This is a genomic window from Halorubrum pallidum (genome assembly GCF_055380345.1).
The window spans coordinates 1,040,959-1,063,318 of record NZ_AP043945.1 but is presented as its reverse complement, the minus strand read 5'-3'; the positions used below and the strand labels follow the sequence as shown (position 1 = coordinate 1,063,318).

Annotated in this window: 24 protein-coding genes; 6 read left to right on the top strand and 18 right to left on the bottom strand. The window is 67.4% G+C overall.

What is annotated here, in order from left to right; genetic code table 11:
* Positions 1-22 precede the first annotated feature (22 nt).
* The 4 genes from ACZ45C_RS07070 to ACZ45C_RS07055 are packed head-to-tail and all read right to left on the bottom strand — an operon-like array spanning position 23 to position 3,965.
* Positions 23-1,081: a deoxyhypusine synthase gene (locus ACZ45C_RS07070; protein WP_460559820.1), complete on the bottom strand. Its 1,059-nt coding sequence runs from the start codon at positions 1,079-1,081 to the stop codon at positions 23-25.
* Positions 1,082-1,123: 42 nt separating this feature from the next.
* Complete coding sequence (locus ACZ45C_RS07065) at positions 1,124-1,405, bottom strand: ubiquitin-like small modifier protein 1 (protein WP_460559822.1); 282 nt, start codon at positions 1,403-1,405, stop codon at positions 1,124-1,126.
* A gap of 23 nt (positions 1,406-1,428) precedes the next feature.
* On the bottom strand, positions 1,429-2,697 hold the full coding sequence (locus ACZ45C_RS07060; RefSeq protein WP_460559824.1) for a cation:proton antiporter regulatory subunit: 1,269 nt from the start codon (positions 2,695-2,697) through the stop codon (positions 1,429-1,431).
* Positions 2,694-3,965 (bottom strand): potassium channel family protein, encoded by a 1,272-nt coding sequence (locus ACZ45C_RS07055; RefSeq protein WP_460559826.1) that lies wholly within the window; start codon positions 3,963-3,965, stop codon positions 2,694-2,696. Before ACZ45C_RS07055 ends, ACZ45C_RS07060 begins: the two co-directional genes overlap by 4 nt.
* Before the next feature lie 130 nt (positions 3,966-4,095).
* Between ACZ45C_RS07055 and ACZ45C_RS07050 the strand changes: the two genes are divergently transcribed.
* Positions 4,096-5,295, top strand: a complete 1,200-nt coding sequence (locus ACZ45C_RS07050) for an NAD-binding protein (protein WP_460559828.1) — start codon at positions 4,096-4,098, stop codon at positions 5,293-5,295.
* A 24-nt stretch (positions 5,296-5,319) separates the two neighbouring features.
* Here ACZ45C_RS07050 and ACZ45C_RS07045 read toward each other — a convergent pair whose 3' ends face one another.
* The 6 genes from ACZ45C_RS07045 to sdhC all read right to left on the bottom strand — a co-directional run bounded on the left by ACZ45C_RS07045 (position 5,320) and on the right by sdhC (position 10,048).
* The gene (locus ACZ45C_RS07045) at positions 5,320-5,955 is read right to left on the bottom strand and encodes a uracil-DNA glycosylase (protein WP_460559830.1); all 636 of its coding nucleotides are present in this window, start codon (positions 5,953-5,955) and stop codon (positions 5,320-5,322) included.
* 75 nt (positions 5,956-6,030) lie between these two features.
* Complete coding sequence (locus ACZ45C_RS07040) at positions 6,031-6,255, bottom strand: TrmB family transcriptional regulator (protein WP_460559832.1); 225 nt, start codon at positions 6,253-6,255, stop codon at positions 6,031-6,033.
* A gap of 213 nt (positions 6,256-6,468) precedes the next feature.
* A complete protein-coding gene (locus ACZ45C_RS07035) occupies positions 6,469-8,298 on the bottom strand; it encodes an FAD-binding protein (protein WP_460559834.1) in 1,830 nt (609 codons plus the stop codon).
* Between the two features lie 53 nt (positions 8,299-8,351).
* On the bottom strand, positions 8,352-9,242 hold the full coding sequence (locus ACZ45C_RS07030) for a succinate dehydrogenase/fumarate reductase iron-sulfur subunit (RefSeq protein WP_460559836.1): 891 nt from the start codon (positions 9,240-9,242) through the stop codon (positions 8,352-8,354).
* 4 nt (positions 9,243-9,246) lie between these two features.
* The gene (locus tag ACZ45C_RS07025; protein ID WP_460559838.1) at positions 9,247-9,621 is read right to left on the bottom strand and encodes a succinate dehydrogenase/fumarate reductase transmembrane subunit; all 375 of its coding nucleotides are present in this window, start codon (positions 9,619-9,621) and stop codon (positions 9,247-9,249) included.
* Position 9,622: 1 nt separating this feature from the next.
* Positions 9,623-10,048 (bottom strand): succinate dehydrogenase, cytochrome b556 subunit, encoded by a 426-nt coding sequence (gene sdhC / locus ACZ45C_RS07020; protein ID WP_460559840.1) that lies wholly within the window; start codon positions 10,046-10,048, stop codon positions 9,623-9,625.
* 147 nt (positions 10,049-10,195) lie between these two features.
* Between sdhC and ACZ45C_RS07015 the strand changes: the two genes are divergently transcribed.
* From ACZ45C_RS07015 to ACZ45C_RS07005, 3 genes are all read left to right on the top strand, one after another.
* Complete coding sequence (locus ACZ45C_RS07015; protein ID WP_004046659.1) at positions 10,196-10,390, top strand: cold-shock protein; 195 nt, start codon at positions 10,196-10,198, stop codon at positions 10,388-10,390.
* Between the two features lie 234 nt (positions 10,391-10,624).
* Positions 10,625-11,101 (top strand): 50S ribosomal protein L11, encoded by a 477-nt coding sequence (locus ACZ45C_RS07010; protein WP_460559842.1) that lies wholly within the window; start codon positions 10,625-10,627, stop codon positions 11,099-11,101.
* A gap of 164 nt (positions 11,102-11,265) precedes the next feature.
* Complete coding sequence (locus tag ACZ45C_RS07005) at positions 11,266-11,553, top strand: transcriptional regulator (protein ID WP_460559844.1); 288 nt, start codon at positions 11,266-11,268, stop codon at positions 11,551-11,553.
* A 28-nt stretch (positions 11,554-11,581) separates the two neighbouring features.
* Here ACZ45C_RS07005 and ACZ45C_RS07000 read toward each other — a convergent pair whose 3' ends face one another.
* Both ACZ45C_RS07000 and ACZ45C_RS06995 read right to left on the bottom strand, forming a co-directional pair.
* Positions 11,582-12,031: a universal stress protein gene (locus tag ACZ45C_RS07000; RefSeq protein ID WP_460559846.1), complete on the bottom strand. Its 450-nt coding sequence runs from the start codon at positions 12,029-12,031 to the stop codon at positions 11,582-11,584.
* Positions 12,032-12,164: 133 nt separating this feature from the next.
* Entirely contained in the window at positions 12,165-14,033 is a 1,869-nt protein-coding gene (locus ACZ45C_RS06995; protein ID WP_460559848.1) for an ATP-binding protein, read from the bottom strand.
* A 106-nt stretch (positions 14,034-14,139) separates the two neighbouring features.
* Between ACZ45C_RS06995 and ACZ45C_RS06990 the strand changes: the two genes are divergently transcribed.
* On the top strand, positions 14,140-14,475 hold the full coding sequence (locus ACZ45C_RS06990) for a DUF7113 family protein (protein ID WP_460559850.1): 336 nt from the start codon (positions 14,140-14,142) through the stop codon (positions 14,473-14,475).
* Positions 14,476-14,972: 497 nt separating this feature from the next.
* Here the strand turns inward: ACZ45C_RS06990 and ACZ45C_RS06985 are convergent, their stop codons facing one another.
* The 5 genes from ACZ45C_RS06985 to ACZ45C_RS06965 all read right to left on the bottom strand — a co-directional run bounded on the left by ACZ45C_RS06985 (position 14,973) and on the right by ACZ45C_RS06965 (position 20,128).
* On the bottom strand, positions 14,973-15,206 hold the full coding sequence (locus ACZ45C_RS06985; protein WP_460559852.1) for a YgaP family membrane protein: 234 nt from the start codon (positions 15,204-15,206) through the stop codon (positions 14,973-14,975).
* A gap of 135 nt (positions 15,207-15,341) precedes the next feature.
* Positions 15,342-16,214: a sulfurtransferase gene (locus tag ACZ45C_RS06980; protein ID WP_460559854.1), complete on the bottom strand. Its 873-nt coding sequence runs from the start codon at positions 16,212-16,214 to the stop codon at positions 15,342-15,344.
* A gap of 140 nt (positions 16,215-16,354) precedes the next feature.
* The gene (locus ACZ45C_RS06975; protein ID WP_460559856.1) at positions 16,355-16,780 is read right to left on the bottom strand and encodes a universal stress protein; all 426 of its coding nucleotides are present in this window, start codon (positions 16,778-16,780) and stop codon (positions 16,355-16,357) included.
* 139 nt (positions 16,781-16,919) lie between these two features.
* Positions 16,920-18,215, bottom strand: coding sequence for an ornithine cyclodeaminase, nickel-pincer nucleotide-dependent (locus ACZ45C_RS06970; RefSeq protein ID WP_460559858.1), 1,296 nt, complete (start codon positions 18,213-18,215; stop codon positions 16,920-16,922).
* 80 nt (positions 18,216-18,295) lie between these two features.
* On the bottom strand, positions 18,296-20,128 hold the full coding sequence (locus tag ACZ45C_RS06965) for a site-2 protease family protein (RefSeq protein WP_460559860.1): 1,833 nt from the start codon (positions 20,126-20,128) through the stop codon (positions 18,296-18,298).
* A gap of 169 nt (positions 20,129-20,297) precedes the next feature.
* On the opposite strand from ACZ45C_RS06965, the gene ACZ45C_RS06960 reads away from it, so the two are divergent.
* Positions 20,298-20,537 (top strand): hypothetical protein, encoded by a 240-nt coding sequence (locus ACZ45C_RS06960; RefSeq protein WP_460559862.1) that lies wholly within the window; start codon positions 20,298-20,300, stop codon positions 20,535-20,537.
* 10 nt (positions 20,538-20,547) lie between these two features.
* Here ACZ45C_RS06960 and ACZ45C_RS06955 read toward each other — a convergent pair whose 3' ends face one another.
* Complete coding sequence (locus ACZ45C_RS06955; protein WP_460560663.1) at positions 20,548-22,245, bottom strand: methyl-accepting chemotaxis protein; 1,698 nt, start codon at positions 22,243-22,245, stop codon at positions 20,548-20,550.
* Between the last annotated feature and the right edge of the window lie 115 nt (positions 22,246-22,360).

Below are 22,360 nucleotides of genomic sequence, written 5' to 3'. Positions count from 1 at the left end.
AGCCGCCCGATCCGGCCGGCAGTCACTCGATACGTTCGCGAGCGGCCGCGACGAGCATCGGCAGCATGACCGTCGCGTCGCCGTACACGGATGCGTTTCTCGCGTCTTTCTCCAGTTTCCCCCATGACCGGGCCTCCTCCAGCGTCGCGCCCGAGAGCCCGCCCGTCGCCTCGGGGTCCATCGTGATCTGGACCGCGTAGTCGTACGCCCGCGGGGTGACGAGCATCGTCTGCAGGGTGAAGTTCTTCGGGACGCCGCCGCCGACGAGCAGGCAGCCGGCGTCGGCGGCGTCGAACGCGAGGTCGGTCAGTTCCGTCATGTCGGCCAAGGCGTCGAGTGTGAAGTCGGCGGTCTGCGCGTACATCCACGCCTGCAGTCCGAGCACGGAGTCCTGCACGGCGGGACAGTAGATCGGCACGTCACACTCGTAGGCCGCAGCGGCGATGCCCGGTCCCTCCTCGACATCGTCACGCTCGTTGACTGCGGCGTTGGCACGGCCCAGTTCCCGGGTGAGATCCGCGATAGAGACGGACGCGTCACCTTCGAGCGCCGGGAACACTTCCTCGCGCAGGTGCCCTTCGAACGCCGCGAAGTGCTCCTGCGGGAGGTAGACGTTATAGATGCGGTCGACTCCCTCGTCTCGAAGCCCCTCGTCGTGTTCGCGCGCGGTCTTTTCGGGGTCGTGAGTGCGTCCGTGGTGGTGTTTTCCGCCGATGGCTTCGATGGCGTCGTGCGTGAGGTTCGCGCCCGTCGTCACCAGCGCGTCGACGTAGCCGTCGCGGACGAGGTCGGCGACGATCCGGCGCATCCCTGCGGGGACCATCGCCCCCGCGAGCGAGCAGAACACGGTGCAGTCCTCGTTCGCGAACATCTCCGCGAGCACGTCGCCGGCTTCGTTGACCGACGCAGCGCCGATCCCGGCGTCGCCGTACCCGTCGACGAGCTCGCCGACGGTCATCCCCGCCGTCGCGCGGGTGTGCCCGACCGGATCGTCGCGGAACTCCTCTCGATGGGGATCGTCGCGATTCTCGGCGGCGTCGCTACCGCTCTCCGCGTCGCGCCCGTCGTCGCTGTCGCTCATGGGTCCGAGTGGGTCGGGTGACCGCTTGAAACGACCGATCCGTCAGTCGGCTCGGCCGCCGCTAACGGGGGGGAAAAGCGCCAGTTCGTCTCCCGCTTCGAGGGTCGTCGCCAGTCCGTCGTCGTGGGTGACGCTCCGGCCGTTTCGGAGGAGGTTGATGTGGTCCGCGAGTTCGCCGTCCTCGATCACGCGCTCTCGGAGGGCGGGGTGTGAGTCGAGCAGGTCGTCGAGCGCGTCGCCGACCGTGTCGCCCGGCTCCGCGTCCACCGCGATCGCGCGGTCGCCAGCGATCTCCGCGAGGTCTGCGAACAGATTCCACTCCATATCGGACACCGCGTGCGGACGCCTCAAGAGCGTTGCGTCCCGTCCCCCGCCGTGTCGCCGGCGTCGCCGTCATCGGTGTCTGAACCGCCGTCGTCGCCGTCTCCGGACCCCTTGGCGTCGGCTTCGATCCGGCGGAGCACGTCTGGGCGCCCGACGAGATACACGTGATCTCCGGGGGCGAACGCGTACGATCGCGGCGGGATCGGCTGGACGGTGCCCGCCGCGGGCCGGACCGCGGCGACGACCGTCTCGACGTCGCCCACGGCGCGTCCGGCGAGCGGGCTGTCGGCCTCGACGGTGACCGCCCCCATCGTCTCGTCGGCGGTACGCAGCAGCGACGCGAACTCGCGGTCCGCCTGCGGTTCCGCCGGGAGCGTCACGAGTCGGTATCCGGTCTCGTCGACCAGCTTCTCCGCGTCGGACTCGTCGAGCGCGACGGTCACCGCGTCGCCGGCGACGCCGCGCAGTTCGCCCGTCGCGAGTCGCTTCGGCTCCGATTCCGTCCCCCACACCTGCACCGTGTCACCGGCCGTGGCGTTGTTCGGCGGGTCCGCAGCGACGGCGATAGCGGCCGATCCCGGAGCGAGCGTCGGACCGAGTCCGGCCGCTCGGGAGCCGACCGCGAAGTACTCGACGACGCCGTCGGCCGCGACGTCGACGTCGACGTATCCCACGCCGTACTCGCTTTTGATCCGCGAGACGAGACGCTCTCTGAGTTCTCCGGCGGTGAGCCGCCTGGGGAACAGCAGCGTCTTTTCGGCGAGTTCGGTCTTTTTCTCGGTCGTGACGGGGTCGTACGTGTCGATGTCCTCGATGTCGTCCGCCCGCGGCAGGGTGACGGCCGTGAACCGACCGACCGCTCGGACGACGCCGCTCAGTTCTCCCTCCAGCTGCCTGGCACCCGAGAGCGCGAACACGTCGACCGCGAGCCGATCGCCGGCGTACCGGCCGACCGGGGCCGTGACCGCCGCCACTCCGAGGGCGATGACGTTGAAGAACGCGCTCTCCGGCTCGAACAGCGTCGGACTCTCCCCGGCGGCTATCGCGCCGAGCGAGGTCGTGTTGAGGTACAGCGCCACGACGGCGACGCCGAGCAGCGCTGTGACCCCCTCGGGGATCGCGTCCCGGAAGTACCACCGGTACGTCAGGGCGGCCGCGCCGGCGACGAGCGCGGCGAGGACAGCGAACGTCACCAGCGCGGCGGCGGCCTGTCGCGGGCGGGCGAACCCCACCTCGATGACGGGACCGTCGACGACGAGGACGGCGAGCCACGACGCGACCGGGTCACTCATCGCGCGACCTCCGCGAACCGATCGAGGGCGTCCCTGCTGCCCACGACGAACAGGTCGTCGTCGGCCGACAGGGACTGCGATCCGCTCGGGGCGACCGTCCACGAGTCGTGACGCGCCGCGAGGACGGCCACGCCGTACGTCTCGCGGATCTCGAGTTCGCCGATCGTGTGTCCGTCGAGCGGGCCTCCGGCGACGACGGACACCTTGCGGAACCGCTTTCCCGCGCGGCGGAGCAGACTCGTCAGCTCGTACTCCCGCCGAGTGCCACGGGAGAGCACGAGCACGCGCCCGCGGTCGGCGTCCACGAGCTTCGTCGCCGCCGAGCGATCGACGGCGATCGTCACGCGCCCCTCGCCGCCGGTCGTCGTCGGGGCGGCCGCCGGGACCGGTGCCGGCGTCGCGGCGGGCGGCGCTCCCCCGTCGGTCCGCGCGTCGTCGCGTTCGCCGTCGCCCTCGTCCCCGTGGGGGGTCGTCGCACGTGTCGACTTCGCCATGTCGACCGCCCCGCTGGAGCGCGCCGCGAGCACCGTTCCCTCGACCGTGAGGTCGGGAGCGACCACGCGAACGAGGTCGCCCCGGGCGATTCCGGTCGGGACGAACGCCGGAACCGACACGGCGCGTTTTCCCGCGGGCACGCGCTTCGAGAGCGCGCCGGTGGGCGGTGCGGCGGCGACCGTCGCGCGGGCCTGCTCGTCGATCCGAACGGCCACGTCCGCGAGGTCGAACTCGGTCTGGAGCCGTTCGGCGAGCCGGTCTTCCAACTCGACGAGCGGGAGGTCCGCCGGAAACGCCCAGTCGCCCTCGACGATCTCGTGGCGAGTCTCGGCCGGCAGCGGCGGATACCCTTCCATGTCGCTCACCTCGCCCGCGATCTCGACGGTGACGCGGCCGCGGCCGCCGACAAGCTCGATCACGTCGGACGAGAGCGTGCGGTCCCGGAGCTGCTGGAGGGAGATCCGCTTCGGGACGCTGGCTCCGAGTTTGTCCCCCTGCGCGTGGGCGTACAGAGAGAGCATCAGGACGACGACGATCGCCGTGAGCAGCGCGGGCGCGTGTTCCGACGATCGGATCGTCTCGTCGTTGAGCGCGAGAAGCCCGCCGTTGATACCCGCGATGGCGAGCGAGAGAACGACGACTCCGAGCCCGGGGATCGTCACGTCGGTGACGTACTTGAAGATGAATCCCAAGACGCCGGCCACCAGCGCGGGAACGATACCCGTGATGGCCCCGAGGTAGATTCCGAAGAGGATCTCGACGGGAAGTGCCATATCGACCCAACCGACGCGGCCGTTAAACGTGTGTCGGCGCGAGCGGATCGAGTGTTGCCTCGCGCGCCGTCGTGCCGACCCGACGAACGCGGCTCGCGGAACTTAAGTCCGGCCTCGGCGATGGGCGAACATGGAGCTGACCCGGGACTGGGTGACCGTGCGCGCGTCCATCGCGTTGACGTTCGCGGTCGCGCTGCTGTCGATCCTCGCCGGGCTCGCTCAGATCGGCGGGGTCGGCGTGGACGGACCGCTCGCCCCGTACGTCCCGGATGTCGTCCGGCAGACGGTGGGGTTCACCGGGACTATCACCGGGTTCTCGATGCTCGGAAGCGGGTTCGCACTGAAAAACGGCTACCGCGTCGGTTGGTACTCGACTGCGGTACTGCTCCCGCTGACGGCGGTACAGGGGCTGATGCAGGCCTCGGTGCTCTCGTTCCCGCTCGTCGCTCTGTCGGTGCTCTCGGTGCCGGCGCTCGTGATCAATCGCGGGCGGTTCGACCGGTCGTACTCCCCGTCACCGACGCAACTCGCCGCGGGCGCGGCGCTCGTGAGCGCCGTCGCGTACGGGACGATCGGCTCTTACGCGCTGCGCGACGACTTCGAAGGGATCGAGACGATCGTCGACGCGTTCTACTTCACCGTCGTCACCGCCTCTACCGTCGGATACGGCGACGTTCACCCCGGCGCGGGACCCGAGTCCGACATCGCACAGCTGTTCGTGCTCTCCTCGCTCGTGATGAACGTCGCCGCGTTCGCGGTGGCGCTCGGTGTCCTGCTCACGCCCGCAATCGAGGCGCAGCTCTCCAAGGCACTCGGAAAGATGACTGACAAACAGATAGACCTCCTCGACGACCACGTCCTCGTGTTGGGGTACGGGGACCTGACGGAACCGATACTCGAAGAACTCACCGAGCGCGGCGGCGTCGAGTACGCAGTGGTGACGACCGACGAGACCGCGGCTCGACGGCTTGCAGACCGGGAGATACCGGTGTCGACCGCGGACCCGAGCGACGTCGAGCCCCTCGAACGGGTCAACATCTCGGGCGCTCGCGCGGTCGTCGTCGCGACCGAGGACGACGCCCGCGACGCGCTCGCCATCCTCACCGCGCGACAGCTCAACCCCGACGTCAGAATCGTCGCAGCCGCGACTCAACGAGAGAACGTCAACAAGCTCAGGCGCGCGGGCGCAGACCAAGTCATCTCGCCGACGACGCTCGGCGGACACATCCTCATCGACTGCGCGTTCGGTGCCGACAGCGAGGACGCGACGACGGATCTGCTCGGAGACGCGATCGACGACAGAGAGGAACGTGACGGCCAGTCGAGCTAACGCACGCACCCGTCTCCGCGCTTTCTACCGACTCTGTCGTCCCTTCGTCTGTCGGTAGTCTCGGCTCAGAACGTTCTGACGAAGATGCGTCACGAACGCGTCGATCTCGTCGTCAGACAGTTCGGTCGGGCGTTTCATCGGCACCAACTCGAATCCCCGACCGCGGATCGTCGTCGCGTGTTCGGCCTCGACGTCGAAGGAGTCCGGCCGGCGGGTCGTGTACTCGACCGCCAGCTCCCGAAGCGGTCGCTCGCCGACCGGGACGATGATCTGCGGGTTGATCATGCGGATCTCGGCGTTCACGAACGGTTCGCAGGTGTCCACCTCGCGGTCAGTCGGTCCGCGATCCGGGTGATGACACCGCGTGAGCGTCGTGAAAAAGACGTTCTGCACGTCGGGTTCGGTCGCGTCCGGCGGCGATCGGACGAACCCGAGATCGGAGAAGATCGACTGGACGACCTCGCCGCCGCCCGCGCCGGTGAACGGGACGCCGTTGGTCTCGGCGGCCGCCGTCGGTCGCGTCCCGACCACGAGGAACTCCGCGCCCACGTCGCCGTATCCGTGTACGACGCGGTCGCGTGCGTCGCACAGCTCGGGACAGTTCTCGCACGCCTCGTCCATCCCGAACGGGTTCCGGAACTCCTGTTGGTTCGCGTCCACGCTCGTTCTGCGTTCTCGGCCCTCCTAAACGCTCCGCTGGAGGGGCAGATATCGATCCGACAGGCGGTCGGGAAGCTAGTTCAGCGCGTAGGTGTCGCCCTCGCAATCGACCATACCCTCCTGCCGGAGGGTCTTGAGGATGCTGTACAGCGAGAGCTTCTTCATGCCGAGCGAGTCGCCCATCTCCGAGATCGTCGCGTCGCCGTTCGTCGTCAGGTACAGGTACACGAGCTTCGCACGGGGGGACTGCAGATCCGTCGGGAGTGCCGAAGCCGCGCGGGCCGGTTCTGTCTTCATCATCTTACTCGACACAAAACGTTCGACGATAATAAATCCCCTATTCAACGATCGTCGAACTACTGTGAGCGAGAGATATCTGGCGTGTCCGCCCCAGAGAGCGCAGATCGCAGATCGGACTTGAGCAGAGAACACACCTGTCGGTACGTGTTCGGACGCGGAATTTCGACCGACGACGCAGAAGGAACCGTGATGGATCGAGGTCGACCGTGACAGTCAGTACGAGCGGTTCTTGGGCTCGTACTCTTTGTTCTCGCCTTCGAGAATGACCGGCTTGTACCAGAGTTCGGGCTCGCCGTCGTTCCACGAGACAAGCGTGTGTTTCAGCCAGTTCTCGTCGTCACGGATCTGGTTCTCCTTGCGCCAGTGCGCGCCGCGGAACTCCCGACGCGCGAGCGCGCCCATCGTGAGCGCCTCGGCGATGTCGAGGATGTTCCGGGTCTCCATCGTGTGGATGAGGTCCGTGTTGAACGTCCGCGAGGGGTCGGAGACGGCGACGTCTTGGTACTGCTCGCGGGCCTCTCGGAGGTCGCCGAGCGTCTCTTTGAGACCCGGCTCCTCGCGGAACACATTGACGTTGTCCGTCATCGTCTTCTGGACCTTCGAGCGGATCTCCGCGTGGTTGCGGCCGCTCCGCGAGAGGAGCGTCTCGATGCGCTCCTGCGCGCGGTCGACCGCGGCCGTGAGGACGCCGTCCGCGTCCGCCGTTACGGCACCGCCGTCGGCAGCGGCGGGACCGCGTCCGCCCGTTTCGCCGACTTCGACCTCGAACTCGTAGTCCGCGGGCTCCCACTCGCCGGACCTGCCGGTCTCGATCTCGGGTTCGCCCATGTCTTCGCCGGCCGCGTGTCGACCCGCGCGCTTGCCGAAGACGATGAGTTCGGGTAGCGCGTTGCCGCCGAGGCGGTTCGCGCCGTGAACGGACGCGCAGGCGCACTCCCCGGCCGCGTAGAGCCCGTCGATGACGGTCTCTCCGTGCTCGTTCGTCTCGATGCCTCCCATCGCGTAGTGCTGGCCGGGCTTGACCGGCATCGGCTCCGTGAGCCCGTCCGCGCCCTCGAAGTCCTCCGCGAGGTGCAGGATGTTCTCAAGGCGGTCAAGAATGCGCTCCTCGCCGAGGTGGCGCATGTCGAGGTGGACGTATTCGTCTTCGATCCCGCGGCCCTCGTTGACCTCGGTCAGTTCAGCGCGGGAGACCACGTCACGAGAGGCGAGCTCGCCGTCGTTGTTGGCGTAGCCGTGTTCGAACATGAACCGCTCGCCCTCGCTGTTATAGAGTATTCCACCCTCACCGCGGACACCCTCGGAGATCAGAACGCCGGTGGACGGGAGCGTCGTCGGATGGAACTGGATGAACTCCATGTCCTCCATCGGGACGCCGGCACGGTACGCCATCGCGACGCCGTCACCGGTGTTCGCGACCGCGTTGGTGGTGTGATCGAACACCTGTCCCATCCCGCCGGTCGCGAGGATGACGCCGTTCTCGGCGCGGAAGCCGCTGACCTCGCCGGTCTGAATGTCGTAGCCGACGACGCCGTGACAGGTCCGGTCGGCCGGATCGTCCTCGTCTGTGACTGCCAGATCCATCACGTGCCACTCGTCGTACACCGTGATACCGCGTTTGACCACCTGCTCGTACATCGTGTGGAGCATCTGGTGACCGGTCTCCGCGCCGGCGTACGTCGTCCGGGGGAACGAGAGCCCGCCGAACGGCCGCTGTGAGACGCGTCCGTCCTCTTCCCGCGAGAAGGGCATCCCCCAGTGTTCGAGCCTGATGACCTCTTCGGGGCTCTCTCGACAGAGCGCCTCGACCGCCGGCGCGTCGCCGAGGTAGTCCGACCCCTTCATGGTGTCGTACGCGTGGTCCTCCCACGAGTCGGCGTCGCGCAGCGCCGCGTTGATGCCTCCCTCGGCCGCTCCCGTGTGAGAGCGGACCGGGTGGAGTTTCGAGACCATGGCCACGTCGGCCCCCGCTTCCTGTGCCGCGATCGCCGCTCGGAGTCCGGCCCCTCCAGCGCCGACCACGATGACGTCGTGTTCGTACATTGGTAATATGATCAGTGGTTAGTTGTGGAGTCCCTTGAGCGTGTCTCCCGGTGTCACCAGAACTTCAGGTTATTCTTGACCGCTTCGCGTTTCAGCTCCTGGATGTGCTCGGTCAGCGGGATGTCTTTCGGACAGACCTCCGTGCAGGAGAACTGCGTCTGGCACCGCCAGACGCCGTGTTCCTGCTCGATGATCTCCAGTCGCTTCTGTTTGATATCCTCGCCCTCGCGCTCGTCCATGGCGAACCGGTACGCCTTGTTGATCGCGGCGGGACCGAGGTACTCGTTGTCGCCGGCAGCGATGTTACACGAGGACATACACGCGCTACACCAGATACACCGGGTCGACATCTTCACCTTCTCGCGGTTCTCCCGCGTCTGCCGCTGTTCTTCGAGCTCGCCGTCGGGGAATTCGTTCGTCTGGAAGTACGGCTCGACGGCCTCCATCTGCTCGTAGAAGTGCTCCATGTCGACGACTAAGTCCTTTCGCACGTCCGCGTGCGGGAGCGGCTCGACGCGGATCGGCTGTTCGAGATCGGCTATCTGGGTCTTGCACGCGAGCTTCTGTCCCCCGTTGACGAACATCGCGTCGGAGCCGCAGACGGCCTGCCGGCAGGAGTGCCGGAACGTGAGCGAGGAGTCGTACGTGTCCCGCGAGTACATCAGCGCGTCGAGGACGGTCATCCCCTTCGTGAACGGGACGTGGAACGTGTCGAATCGCGGCTCCTGTTTCCCCTCCACCTCGGGGTCGTACCGGAACACCTTCAGCTCGACAGTCTCGTCGTCGGCTGCGGCCTTCTCGGCCTCCTCGGCCTGTCTGCGCTCGCGCTCTTCCGCCGCCCGCCGACGCTTTTCGGTACGCCGCTCGTCGCCCTTCGAGGCGGTCTCGGGTTCTGTCTCCGTCTCGCTCGATTCTTCGGTCTGTTGTGGTATCTGCGTACTCATTGTCTTACAAGAGCGGGAAGCCGCCAGCCCACGCGTTCGCGGTTCGAATCCCCTGGAACACCAACACGACGCTCGCGGCGACGAGCGTCCACTTGACAGCAGTCCGCTTGGTGCCGGTCAGTCCCTGGTTGACGAGCGCGTTGTACACGCCGTTGACGCCGTGGAACGTCGCCGTCACGAGGAACAGGATCATAAGCGAGTAGTAGCTCAGCGTCTCCATCCGTGCCGAACTCGCGAGGAACGAGACTTCGTCCGCGTGGTGGACGAAGTGGAGCAGGAAGAAGTGAAACGCCAACACGACGAGCAGGAACGCCGCCGTGACGCGCTGAAGCAGCCACATCCGGCCACCGGACTGGAACGAAGAGTAGCGCTCGGCCATCTCAGAACGCACCTCCGATGAACGTCGGCACCGACGCGACGGTTATCGCTCCCGTCAAGATCAGCGAGGCGTAGAAGCTCTTGTCCTGCGCGTCGAGCCCGACGCCCAGATCGACGAGGAGGAGACGCGCGCCGTTGAGCATGTGGAAGACGGCGACGGCGAGGAGACCGACTTCGAGAATCCGCACCAACAGCAGTCCCTCCAGACTGACGATCGTCTGGGTGTACACGTCTTCGCCCGCCATCAGCACGGCCTCGCTCGCGCCTGATGCCGGGATTCCGGTACTCAACACGGCGATGTGGGTGAACAGGTAGCCGATAAGCACCCACCCCGTGAACTTGTGAAAGATCCACGCCCACATTCCGGCCTCGAACTCCCGCCAGCGGCTGAAGTCCTCGATGAGGCCTCGATTGTACGACTGACTCATACCTAACGGTTCCGAACCGGGGTCGTATAGTAGTTACTAACACGGCGGACTGCGGCGAATTCCCCGCAGCGCTCCCATGCCTACCGTTGACACGCTCGATGTGCTCGCGGAAGGCTTTTATGTGGTCCGCTCGCCAGTACAGACGCAATGGCGAAAGGCGAAGTTGACTTCTTCAACGACACTGGCGGCTACGGATTTATCGAGACTGACGACGCGGACGAGGACGTGTTCTTCCACATGGAGGACGTCGGCGGCCCGGACCTAGAGGAAGGTCAGGAAGTCGAGTTCGACATCGAAGAAGCGGACAAGGGCCCGCGCGCAACGAACGTCACCCGTCTGTAACCGCTGACGACGGCGTTCGACAGGTTGTATCGGCTTTTCGATTGTTCTATCCTCGCGAGCGGCAGCTGAACGGTGGCCGGAGACGCGCGAGCGGTGCAGCCGGCCGCGAGCGTGCGCACTAGCAGCGGGCGGAACGCGGACCGACGACAGGCCGGACGACCGGCGTGTGCGAACCGCTATCGCCCGCTGCCCGAAAGAACAACCGTTAAAAGTCGTCACCGGGTTCGTACGGACATGGCTGGAACTATCGAAGCGCTCGTCCCCGGCGGGCAGGCCAACCCCGGCCCGCCGCTCGGTCCCGAGCTCGGACCGACCCCGGTGGACGTACAGGACGTCGTGTCCCAGATCAACGAAGAGACCGCCGCGTTCGACGGGATGGAAGTCCCCGTCACGATCGAGTACGAGGACGACGGCTCGTTCACGATCGAGGTCGGCGTCCCGCCGACGGCGGAGCTTATCAAAGACGAGGCCGGCTTCGAGACCGGCTCCGGTGAGCCGCAGAAGGACTTCGTCGCGGACATGACGGTCGAACAGGTGAAGAAGGTCGCAGAGCAGAAATCGAGCGACCTGCTCGCCTACGACACGAAAAACGCCGCCAAGGAAGTCGGCGGCACCTGCGCCTCCCTCGGCGTCACCATCGACGGCGAGGACGCCCGGACGTTCGACGACCGCGTCGACGCCGGCGACTACGACGACGTTCTCGACGCGTAGTTCCTCGTTCGCCGCGGCTTTTCGGCGGATTTCTGCTCGGTGACTCCGCGTAGTGACGGCTCCGGTGACAGTTTCGCTCGCTGGACGTCCGCTTTCGACACCGCCGACGGCGTGTCGGCATCGGCCCCACCGGCTTTTTGTTCACCACGCGCCGAGTCGCTGTCATGCCCGATCTCAATCCCGTCGCGAAGCGGATCCACAACGTCCAGCCTCGACCGGTGCGGTTGGAACTCGCCGACGGCGAGGTCGGAGTCTTCGAGTTCACCTCGACGGAGTTCTTCCAGCGGGAGTTCCGCGGCGAGGGCGCTCGGACAGACGAAGACGCGGAGGCCGACTTCCGGCTGATCTCCTCGGAGGACTACGAGCGGATCCTGCTCGGTCGGTCCGGCCCCGGCGACGACGACTGGTCGATGGTCGGCGAGGTCGTCGCCGCCGAGCGAGCCGAGGACTGAACCGAAGTACCGCCGGCGACAGTAAGACTCACCGCACGACCGTGACCGGCATCTCCGCGCGTCGGACGACACCCTCGGCGACGCTCCCGAGAAGCACCCGCGAGAGCCCGGTCCGCCCCTGACTCGCGAGGACGACGTGGTCGAACGGCGCAGGCTCCGCGTCGTCGCCGACCGCCTTCTCGCCGTTGGCGACGGCGAGGATGGTCGCGGTCGGTCGGCCGACCTCCAGTCTCGTGTCGACCGCGCGGTCGACGGCGTCGGTCGCCTCCCGGAGAATTCGCTCGCCGCGCTGCGTGGCGCTGTCGTACCACTGGTCGACCGCGCCGGGAAACCCCCCCTCAGCGCCGGTCGTCGAGTCCGCGGGGTTGATGACGTGTAGCGCCGTCAGGTCGGCGTCCGGCCACTCGGTCGCCGCGAACGTCAGCGCCTCGACCGCCTCAGCCGATCCGTCGACCGCCACGAGGATTCGCTTGACCATGTCGACGCTTCGGCCGGTCGCCTCAAAAAGGGTGTCGGCGGCTCCGGGCGTCCGGCAATTCGGCGGGGCGTGATCCGGTACTCCGCGTCGTACCGGCCGCGTCGACGCCGGCGATTTGACGGGTCGCCTCTCGTCATCCGTGACGAGTCACGCACGTCGAGAGGCCGATCAGCTCCACCGGTTCGGAGTTGTCCGGCGAGTAGACGACCATCTGTCCCTTCTCCATGTACGGTACCTTCCCGGCGAGATTCGAGGGTATGTTCACGCTCTGGATAGCATCCTCGTCGCCGAGGTTGAGCACGACCTTCGTGTTCACCTGCTTGAACACCGACTCCGCGATGTCCTGCGGGTCCTGCGTGATCAAGAAGAGGCCGAGACGCTCCTTTCGTCCCTGCTTTGCCGCTTCGGTGAACGTCTGTACGACCTTCCGCGCCTGCACGTTGTCCGCGTCGGAGAGGAAGTTATGGGCTTCGTCCATCCCGATGAGAAGCGGCGTCTCCTCGATTCGGTCGCTGTCGGGATCGTTCGAGAGCTTGTCGTCGACGAGCAGCCCCGCGACCGCGAGCACGACGATCTCCTTCTGTCGCGACGTGGGCAGGTGGTAGGTCGGTATCACGGAGAGCCCGCCGGGTCGGACGAGCGTGTGGTCCAGGTCCGTGATCGGCTTCGCGTCCTGATCGAACACGCCGCCGGGGACCCCGCGCACACGCCGTTTCACGGCGTCGAACGTCGCCTCGTGGACCCGGCCGCTCTCGTCGAGTTCCTCCTTGAGCGCCGGGTCGTCGAGGTACGAGAGGAACTGGCTGTACGTTCCCGAGTCGCCGTAGTCGCGGAAGAATCGATTGAGGAGAGTCAAAAGCGCGGGGTACTGGTTCTCGTTGAGCCCGGACCCGGCGACGAGCCACGGCATATCTCGCGCGAGCGAGAAGGGGATCGTGAACTCGACGCGCTCGGCGCGGTGGCCCTCGCCGGGATACGTCGCGTTCGCGACTCTGGGTACGAGGGCGACGGAGTCGTCGTGACCGCCGTGAGCGATCCCTTCGCGCTCCAGCCGACGGGCGGTGTCGGCGTCGATCGCGGGGTTGTCGTCGTGCATCTGCGCGTACTCGTCTTGGGGGTCGAACTGGACGACCGCCATCTGCGACTCCCGGCCGTCGCCGGTCGGGTAGGTGCGGTCGGCGTCGAGGTACTGTCGGAGGACGTTCTTCGAGGCGTGCGTCTTCCCGGAGCCCGTCCCCCCGGCGACGAGCGTGTGCCGGAACGCGAGCGGGTCGCCGTCGGCGTAGTCGTCTTTTACCCGGTAGTCGACCGTGGGAGGCTCCGCGGCCGTCCGCACCTTCTCGCCGCCGACGGAGAGGTGCCCGAGGAAGACCCCCTCGTCGGGGATTTTGAGCCCGGTCTTGATCTCGGCGTCGTCGGCCGCCTCCTCGACTATCGCGCCGGGCTTCGGAACCCGGTCCGTCATCCGGCGTTTCATGTCGTCGCCGTCGCCGTATATCACCGACATCGGCTCCAGTTCGGCCATGAACTTGTAGTCGCGCTCGGTGAAGTCGTCCCGGCGCATCTGTCGGCGCGCGTGGATCTCTGTCGCGTCGTCGGACTGGAACTCCTGTGCGTACTCCAGTCCCGTGATCCGACAGAACAGGCGCTCGCCGTCCGGATACGGAACCAGCAGGTACGTCCCGAGCCTGACCGCCTCGCGGTTGCCCGTCGTGACGAACGCCCGCAGCGTCGTCTCGTCGTCCTCCTCGGCGACCCGAAGGCCCTGCGAGACGGAGACGACGCCGAGGCCGCGGTCGGTGCCGCTCGGCGCGACGTCGTAGGCCGCGAACGGGTCGGCGTCCGTGTCGGTATCGTCCTCGGTGGCGTCGGTCTCCGCATCCCCGTCGGAATCGGGATCCGCGCCGTCGTCACCGCCGGACGACGAGCCGGCGTCGGTATCCCGCGGCGACACCGACTCGTCGCCGTCGTCCGCGAACTCGGTGAAGTCCTCCAGCGTCATGTGACACCCACTGCCGGCCACGCCGAAAGCGTTTCCGCTGCCGTCGCGGCCGCCGTGCGGTTTCGGAGCGCGGGTCCCTTTTCAGGCTCGGGACCGTACCGAGGGCATGATACTCGTTCGCGGCAGCGGCGGCGGGACCGACCTCACCGGGACGGTGTTCGAGCGGGGCGAAGACCCGCCGACGTACAAGGGCGCGCCCGACGAGGACGCGCCGTACGTCTGGGTGTGCGACTCCTTTTATCAGGTCGAAAGCGGCGGGTCCGCGCTGCGCGTCGACGGCGAGGAGATCCGAGTCGCCTTCGAGGAGCCGATGCCGCGCGGTTTCGACACCAAGTCCGCGGCGATCGACGCGGCGAAAGAACACGTCAGGACGCAGTTCGCCCGGATCGGTGTCGATCTGGACAGCGTCGCGATCGAGGTCACGAAAGCGGACCCCGCGTGAATCGGCTGCGCGCGCCACCGGGCTTCGTCTGCGATCGCGTGTGATGCGCCGAGCCGGCGATCAACTACGCGAGTGTCTCGGTATGACATGTCTCGTAGATGCGAAGAGACTCGCATGTAGCTGAAATGACACCGCTCTCTGCCACTTATATGTCTTTGCTCACCAAGCAGTATCTACTGGTTGCTGTATGGGGTATGTTCTCTTGGCTTCCAACCGACACTTGTCAGAGGTAGTTGGAAGTTCACTCCCCCCCTTGCCCCACCCTCTTTGGACTACGGAGACTCTCGGCGAGTTCGACGCTCGATCGTGCTCAACATCGGTGATCGATGGAACCTGAATCGTCCCAGAAACCACTGCGTTGTGAGATCGGTCGGGTGTCGGAGTCAGGCGGAGCGTTTTCGAACACCTCTATCACGACGGCGTAGCCGTCGCCATCCACGTCGGTCGCACCCCAGACGAAGACCCTCCCACTCGCTGGCGTCGTTTCGATCGGCTGCTCAGCGCGACTCGCCCGCGGACGCGGGGCACGTATCGACGCCGAGCAGGGAGTAGAGTCCACACGTCCCGGTCGCGGCAGTGCCGAGCAGCGCGAGCGCGGCGACACCGAAGACGAGCGCGGCGACGCCGGGCAGCGGAGTGGCGTTGGCGAGCGTCGCCAGCGAAACGGCTCCGAGGACGGCACCGAGAGAGATTCTGACGCGCTTGTCCGTCGATCCGACGTTCTGGTTCATACGACACAATACAGCACACAACCGTAAATACGTTTGCACCGGGGTCACGCGGAGAGTCGCGGCCGCTGGCCAGGTCCATCGGCGTCGCAAAAAAGCGATCGTCCGCGAAGTGAGTCGCGCGTCGCGCAGTCGAGGTTATTCGCCCGTCTCGATCGGCGCGCCGACGAGGTTGCCCCACTCGGTCCACGAGCCGTCGTAGTTCTGAACGTCGTCGTAACCGAGGAGTTCGTGCAGGAGGAACCACTCGATCGACGAGCGCTCGCCGACGCGGCAGTAGGTGATCGTCGACTCGTTGCCGTCGACGCCGGCGTCGGCGTACAGCTCACGCAGTTCGTCCGCGCTCTTGAACGTCCCGTCCTCGTTCAGAGTGGTCCCGATCGGCACACTGCTCGCACCGGGGATGTGGCCGCCGCGCTGGGCGGTCTCCATGAGTCCCTCGGGCGCGATGACCTCGCCGGAGAACTCCTCGGGCGAGCGCACATCGACCATCGGGAGTCCGTCCTCGATCGCGTTGTCGATGTCGTCTTTGTACGCGCGGACGCTCTCGAATGGGCCGCGGGCCTCGTACTCACGCGGCGTGAAGTCGGGCTCGTCGGTCGAGAGCGGGTAGTCGTTGGCGACCCAGTAGCCCTTTCCGCCGTCGATCACGCGCACGTCCTTGTGACCGTAGTACTTGTAGATCCAGTAGCCGAACAGCGCGAACCAGTTCGGAACGCGACCGCCGCCGTACACGACGATGGTCGCGTCGGCGTCGATGCCGGCCTCTCCGTTCCGCTCCGCGAACTTCTCCTTCGAGACGATGTCGCGCTCGGTCTCGTCGGTGAAGACCTCGTCCCACGGGAAGTTCAGCGCACCGGGGATGTGGCCCTCTTCGTAGGGCGTGTAGTCCGAGTCGTCCGTGACGGTCGGGTTGTTGATCTCGACCAGTCGGAAGTCCGAGTCGTCGTCCTGGAACGCCTCGAGGTTGTCTTCGACCCAGTCCGCCGTGACGAGTGCGTCGTCTGTCATCGAGTACCCCTACGATCCCCACGGCCTTTGAACGACCGGTAATGGTGGTCGTTGCCGCCGGCTGTGACGCACCCCATCTCCATCGAAAGTGCCGAAAAATGGGACTTCGGAGACTCTCTCTCCATTTTCACCGACGTTCGTTACCGAATCACCGTCACGGGAACGTCGGCCTTGTCGACGACGCTTTTGGCGACGCTGCCGACGACCTGCTCGCGCTCCTCGGTGAGCCCGCGGTGACCGACGTAGATGGCGTCGACTGGATTCTCGTCCGCGTAGTCGGTGACCGCCGTGGCCGGTCGCCCGGTGAGAAGCTGCGTCTCGACGTCTATCGGCTCGTCACCGACGGCAGCCTCCGCGACCGAGCGGGCGTTCGTGAGGACGTCCTCGCCCGTCTCGACGGCCGCCTCCTCTCCGGGGAGGACGATCGTCCCGTCGACCAGCTCCGACTCCGGCGTCAACACGTGGACGATCTCCAGCGTCTCGTAGAACGCGACCGCCTGCCGGGCCGCGTATCTGACGGCCTCGTCGCCCTCCGTCGATCCGTCGGTCGCGACCAGATAGCTCATGTGCGGGGATGGGGTCGGGAGCTACTAACTCCTGTCGGGCGTTCTCGCGCGGCGGAGACTCCGAGTGGGGCAGTTTGGAGGCGCGTCCCGCCCGAGTCGCGGGCGTCGGGTGAGACTCAGGCATCGTTCGGGGTGAGATTCAGGCGTCGTCCGCCGTGTCTGCGCGCGCGCTCTCACTCTCCGCTGCGCCCTCCAACACGTACTCCGCGAGCGTGGGGACGAACGTCCCGATGTCGGTGACCATCCCGACCGCCTGCGCCGAGCCGCGGTCGAGGAGCTGCGTGACGGTCGCGGGGTTGATATCGACGCAGACGGTCTTCGTCGTCGACGGGAGGCAGTTCCCGACCGCGACGGAGTGAAGCAGCGTCGCGAGCATGAGCACGATGTCGGCCTCGTGGGCCTGCTCGCGGATCGCGTTCTGCGCCTCGATCGCGTCGGTGATCGTGTCCGGCAGCGGGCCGTCGTCGCGGATCGACCCCGCGAGCACGGTGTCCACGTCGTTCTCGACGCACTGGTACATCACTCCGTCCGTGATGATCCCCTCGTCGACGGCGGCGGCGATCCCGCCGGCGCGGATGATCTCGGAGATCGTCCATATGTGGTGTTTGTGCCCCTTCCGCGGGTGTTCGAGCGTCTCGACGTTCATGCCGAGCGAGGTCCCGTACAGCGACCGCTCCAAGTCGTGCGTGGCGAAGCCGTTGCCGGCCGAGAGCGCGTCGACGTACCCGGCTTCGACGAGGTCTGCGAGCGCGTCGCCCGCGCCAGAGTGGATCACCGCGGGGCCGGCGACGACCATCACGTTCCCGCCGGTCTCGTTCACCTCTCGCAGTTCTTCGGCGACCTCTCGAATCGTGGACTCCGAGGGGCGCTCGGCGGAGACTCCACCCTGCATGAATCCGAACGCGCCGCCGCCGCTCCGGGGGCGCTCCGGCGGACGGACGCGGATTCCGGACCGGTCGGTCGCGACGAGATCGCCCTTTTCGACCGCGTTGAGGACCTTCGTGTACGCCCGCGGGCGGTCGGAACCGCCCTCTCGGCTCTCCTCGCCGGGTTCCACCACCAGCGCGCAGTCCATCTCGATGCGCTCGACCTCGATCCACTCGCCGTCGTACAGCACCTCGGTCGGGTGGTTCGTGGTGGTGTAGAAGTTCGGCGGCACGACCCTGTCGGCCGGAGCGGCGACGAGTTCGACGTCGCTCGGATTTTCGAGGACCGCGCCGTTCTGGTGCAGTTCGTGGAGGATAGCCCGCAGCGTCTCCGCGTCGTCGGCCGTGACGGTCAGACGACAGTACGACACCTCTGTCTCGTGTTTCCCCACGTCGAACTCCTCCACGTCGAAGGAGCCGCCCAGATCCATCACCGCGCCGAAGCAGCGCTGGAGCGTGCCGCTGTCGATGATGTGGCCCTCCAGTTCGACGGTTCGCGAGTGGGTCATACGGCCTCGTTTCGCCCCAGAGAGAAACCGGTTTCCCCATCGGCAGCGTCACGGGTCCGTCCGGACCGCACCGAGTCCGCTCAGGCCAGTCCGAGCGCCGTGAGGATCTGGTTGCCGAAGATCATCGCGACCAGTCCGGCGAGCATGACCAGTCCCGAGGAGACCGTGATCGTTCGGACCGCGGCGTGGCGGTTCGAGATGGGCGTCCGGCTGACGACCGCCTCGGCGACCATCCGTAGGATCCGCCCGCCGTCGAGGGGGAACGCGGGGAGGCAGTTGAACAGCGCGAGCTGGACGTTGATCCACCCGGTCCAGAACAGCACGTTGGCCAGCAGGAACGTCCCGCCGCCGAGGACCGCGAACGCGCCGTCGACGACGTAGAAGTTGGTCAGGTGACCGGTGAACCCGGCGAAGTTGTACGGGAGCCCGAACAGACTCCCGAGCGGGAGCAGCAGCGCGACGAACGCGAGACCGAGCGGGGAGTCGTTCAGCCCGCCGATCGGGACGCCGTCGGCCCCGGCCTCGCCGCCGTCGCCGCCGAGCAGTTCGAGGTACGCGCCCGCCGGGTACTCGGAGACGCCGAAGTCGTCGAGCGCGAGTCCGCTCGCGCCGGGGAACACCGAGACGCCGATGAAGCCGCCCTCGCGGTTCGGATGCGGGTCGAGTTCGACGTCGTAGCGCTCGCGGTCGCCGTCGCCGTCGTACGCGACAACCTCTACGGTCTCGCCGGGGTCGCGCTCCGAGAGCACCGCCGAGAGCGCGCCGTCGTCGTGGACTCGCTCGCCGTCAATGGCGACGACGGTCAGCGGTTCGCCGACCGCCGCGCCCGCCTCGTCGATTGGACCGCCCTCCTGGACCGCGATCGCGTACGCGCCGATCGGGATTTCGGCGGTCACGGGGTCGCTCCCGTTGCTCGCCGCGACCGTCACGGTGGCGCGCTCGGCGTCGCCGACGGCGCCGACGAAGGCTTGCTCGGTCGCCACCGACTGCCCGTTCACCGACTCGACCGCAAGCGGCTCGCGATCGACGGTGACTCCGAGCGGGTTCCCGCCGGCGGTGCCGACGATCTGTAGCGCCCGGTCCACCTCGACGGTCCGTTCGCCGTCCCCGTCGTCTGCGGTCACCGTGACCGTCTCCCCGGCGTCGGCGAGCGCGGCCTCGAACTCGTCAGCGGTGTCGACCGGCGTTCCGGCGACCTCGACCAGCCGGTCGCCCTGCGCGAGGTCGGCCGCGGCCGCCGGAGATCCCGGATTCACCTCGCCGACGGCGTAGCCGGGGGCCGGCGAGACGGCACCGACGACGGGGCCGAAAAGCAGCGCGAACGCGAGGATAGTCACGACCGTGTTGGCGGTGACGCCCGCGGCGAACATCCGGGAGCGAGCGCCCCGAGAGGCCTCCTGTGTCGCCTCCTCGTCGGGCTCGACGAACGCGCCCACGGGCAACAGCGCGAAGAACACGAGCCCCATCGACTCGATGTCGATCCCCTCGACGCGACAGAGGAGCCCGTGTGCGCCCTCGTGAACGACCATCGCGATCGCGAGGCCGGCGACGATCTCCGGGGCGACGGACAGCGGGAGGAACTCGTTGACGCCGGGGATGATGAGGAAGTTCTGCGGCTGTTGGATCGCGGCCGGCTGGGCGGTGTCGAGCGTCGTTCGCGCGGAGTTGATGATGAGGACGAACGATCCGACCATCGCGACGAGCGCGCCGCCGAGTCCGAGGTTCGCGATCACCCGCCAGAACCGCTTCGGACGGGCGAGTCTGTCGAGAAATATCCGCCCGCGGAGGGTGCGAAGCGTCAGTACTGGGCCGGAAACGCGGATCGAGTCGGGGAGCACTCCGCGGTTGTCGAGCCACAGCATGGCCGCGGAGTACGCGAGGATCCCCGCGAGGACCCAAAACAGCGTGTTCATGCCGAGGTGATCCGTGTCGGCCGGGTGTAAGGCGTTCGGTTATCGGAACCGCAGTCGAGAGACGCGGTCGACGGTGGGTCTCTCCGGCGTCGCGACCGCGAGCAGAAGTCCCCGACGAGATTCGGCCGCGAACTCAACACCCAAGTACCCGGCGGATCAAGCGGGGTCCATGATGGCGCTCGTGGACTTCGTCTCCCGGCTCGTCGGCGACGTCGGGCGGTTCGTGGACATCTTCCTGAACGACCTGATCCTCGGTGCCGGCGACCCGGTCTCGGCGCTCCTCGTCGTCGTCGGGCAGGTGCTCCTCATCTCGTCTGTGGCCGTGTTCGGGTACGCCGCGGTCGGCGCGCTCCTCCGCGAGATCGGCGTCACGCTCCCGTCACTCGGCGGCCGCGGACCGGCGGAATAACGGCCCGAGTTCAGTCGTCGGCGTCGGCGGGCGCCGATCCGCGGATCGAGGCGGACGCGTGCGAGCCGTCCCCCGCTGCCGGCACCTCGAACCCGTCGAGCGTCTCCTGCAGCTCGTCCGACTGGTCGGAGAGCGCGTGGACGCGGCGGGTAACCTCGGAGACGGTCGCCGTCTGTTCTTCGGCCGCCGCCGCCACGTTCTCCGATTCGGTGGCGGTCTGTCGGCTGACTGTCGCGATCTCGTCGATCATGTCGACGACCTCCTGTGTCGTCCGCGCCTGGTCGTCCGTCGCGTCGCTTATCTCTTGGACCGTCTCGTCGACCGTCGTCACGTCCTCGACGACCTCCTCGAACTCGCGGAGCGTCTCCTCTATCGTCTCGACCGACGCGGACACCTGCGCCTCCATCGCGTCCACGTCGCGGGCGGTCCCCGCCGACGCCTCCTGCACCCCGTCGATCCGCCCGGAGATCTCGGCCGCCTCGGCGCGGGTCTCCTCGGCGAGCGCCTTGACCTCGTCCGCGACGACCGCGAAGCCGTCGCCGGAGCCGTCCGCGCGGGCCGCCTCGATGGAGGCGTTCAGCGCCAGCAGGTTGGTCTCCTCGGCGATGTCGTCGATCACGGCGGCGATCTCGTCGATCTCGCCGACCCGGTCGACGAGGTCCGCCACCGCGGTCGCGGTCTCGCCGATCCGGGCTTCGAGCGTCTCCAGTTCCTCGATCGCCTCGGCCGCCTCCTCGCGGCCCGCCCGTCCGCGGTCGGCTGCGTTGCGGGCGGTCCGGGCCGCGTCGTCCGCCGACGCCGCGATCTCTTCGACCGTCGCCGAGAGGGTGCTCATCTCGCCGGAGACGGACTCCAGCTGCGCCGTCTGATCGGCCGCGCCGTCCGAGATCTCCTGGACCGACCGCGCCACCTCGTCGCTCGCGTCGTCGACCTCGTCCATGCTCGCGCGCACCTCGTCGCTCGCGTCCGCCACGTCGCCAGTGAACGACTGGACCTCGCCGACGGTACCGCCGAGCGTGACGACGAGCCGGTTGTAGTTCTCGACGAGTTCGGCGTAGCGGTCCTCGCTCGTCGCCAGCGCGTCGGCGTCGATCGTCGCCGTGAGATCGCCGTCGCGGGCGCGTTCGGTGGCGTCGTCGAACGCGTCGACGAGCGACTCTAACTCCGTCGTGTACGATTCGAGGTTGGTCGCCATGAGCGAGAGCGACTCGCCGAACGTCCCCGGCACGTCCTCGTCGAGCGCGGGGTCGTCGAACGACTGGTCGGCGAGCGCCTCCGCCTGCGCCGAGACGGTCGAGAGGTACGCCTGCACCTCGGTAAACGAGTTCACGAGGTTGCCGATCTCGTCCGGCTGGTCGCCGCCGACGAGCGCGATGCCGTCCGCCGCGGCGTCGCCTTCGCCACCAGTGGTGTCGTCGACGCCGGCGTCGCCTCCCCCCGATTCGAGCGCGTGCACGTCGCCCGCCGCGACCGCGTCGGCCCCGGTTTCGAGCCGCCGTATCGGCGCGACGAAGTCGCGTCGAACGATGAGGAGCGTGTTGTAGATCGCAACGACCGCGCCCACGAAGAGCCCGCCGGAGACGACGTACAGCGCGGTCCCGGAGAGCGCGAACGGGGCGAGGAAGATCCCGACGGTGACGAGGAACTGGATCCCGACCGCCGCGACGACCTTCCGCTCTATCGACTCGCCGACTCCGAGGAGGTCCATGGTCCGCCACAGCGCGGATTCGTATCGTCCGTGGAGCCCCCGGCGTCGGTGTCGTGTGGTCGACATACCACAGACTCCGAAAACACGGGTAATGAATGTCGTGGCGGATTTCTCA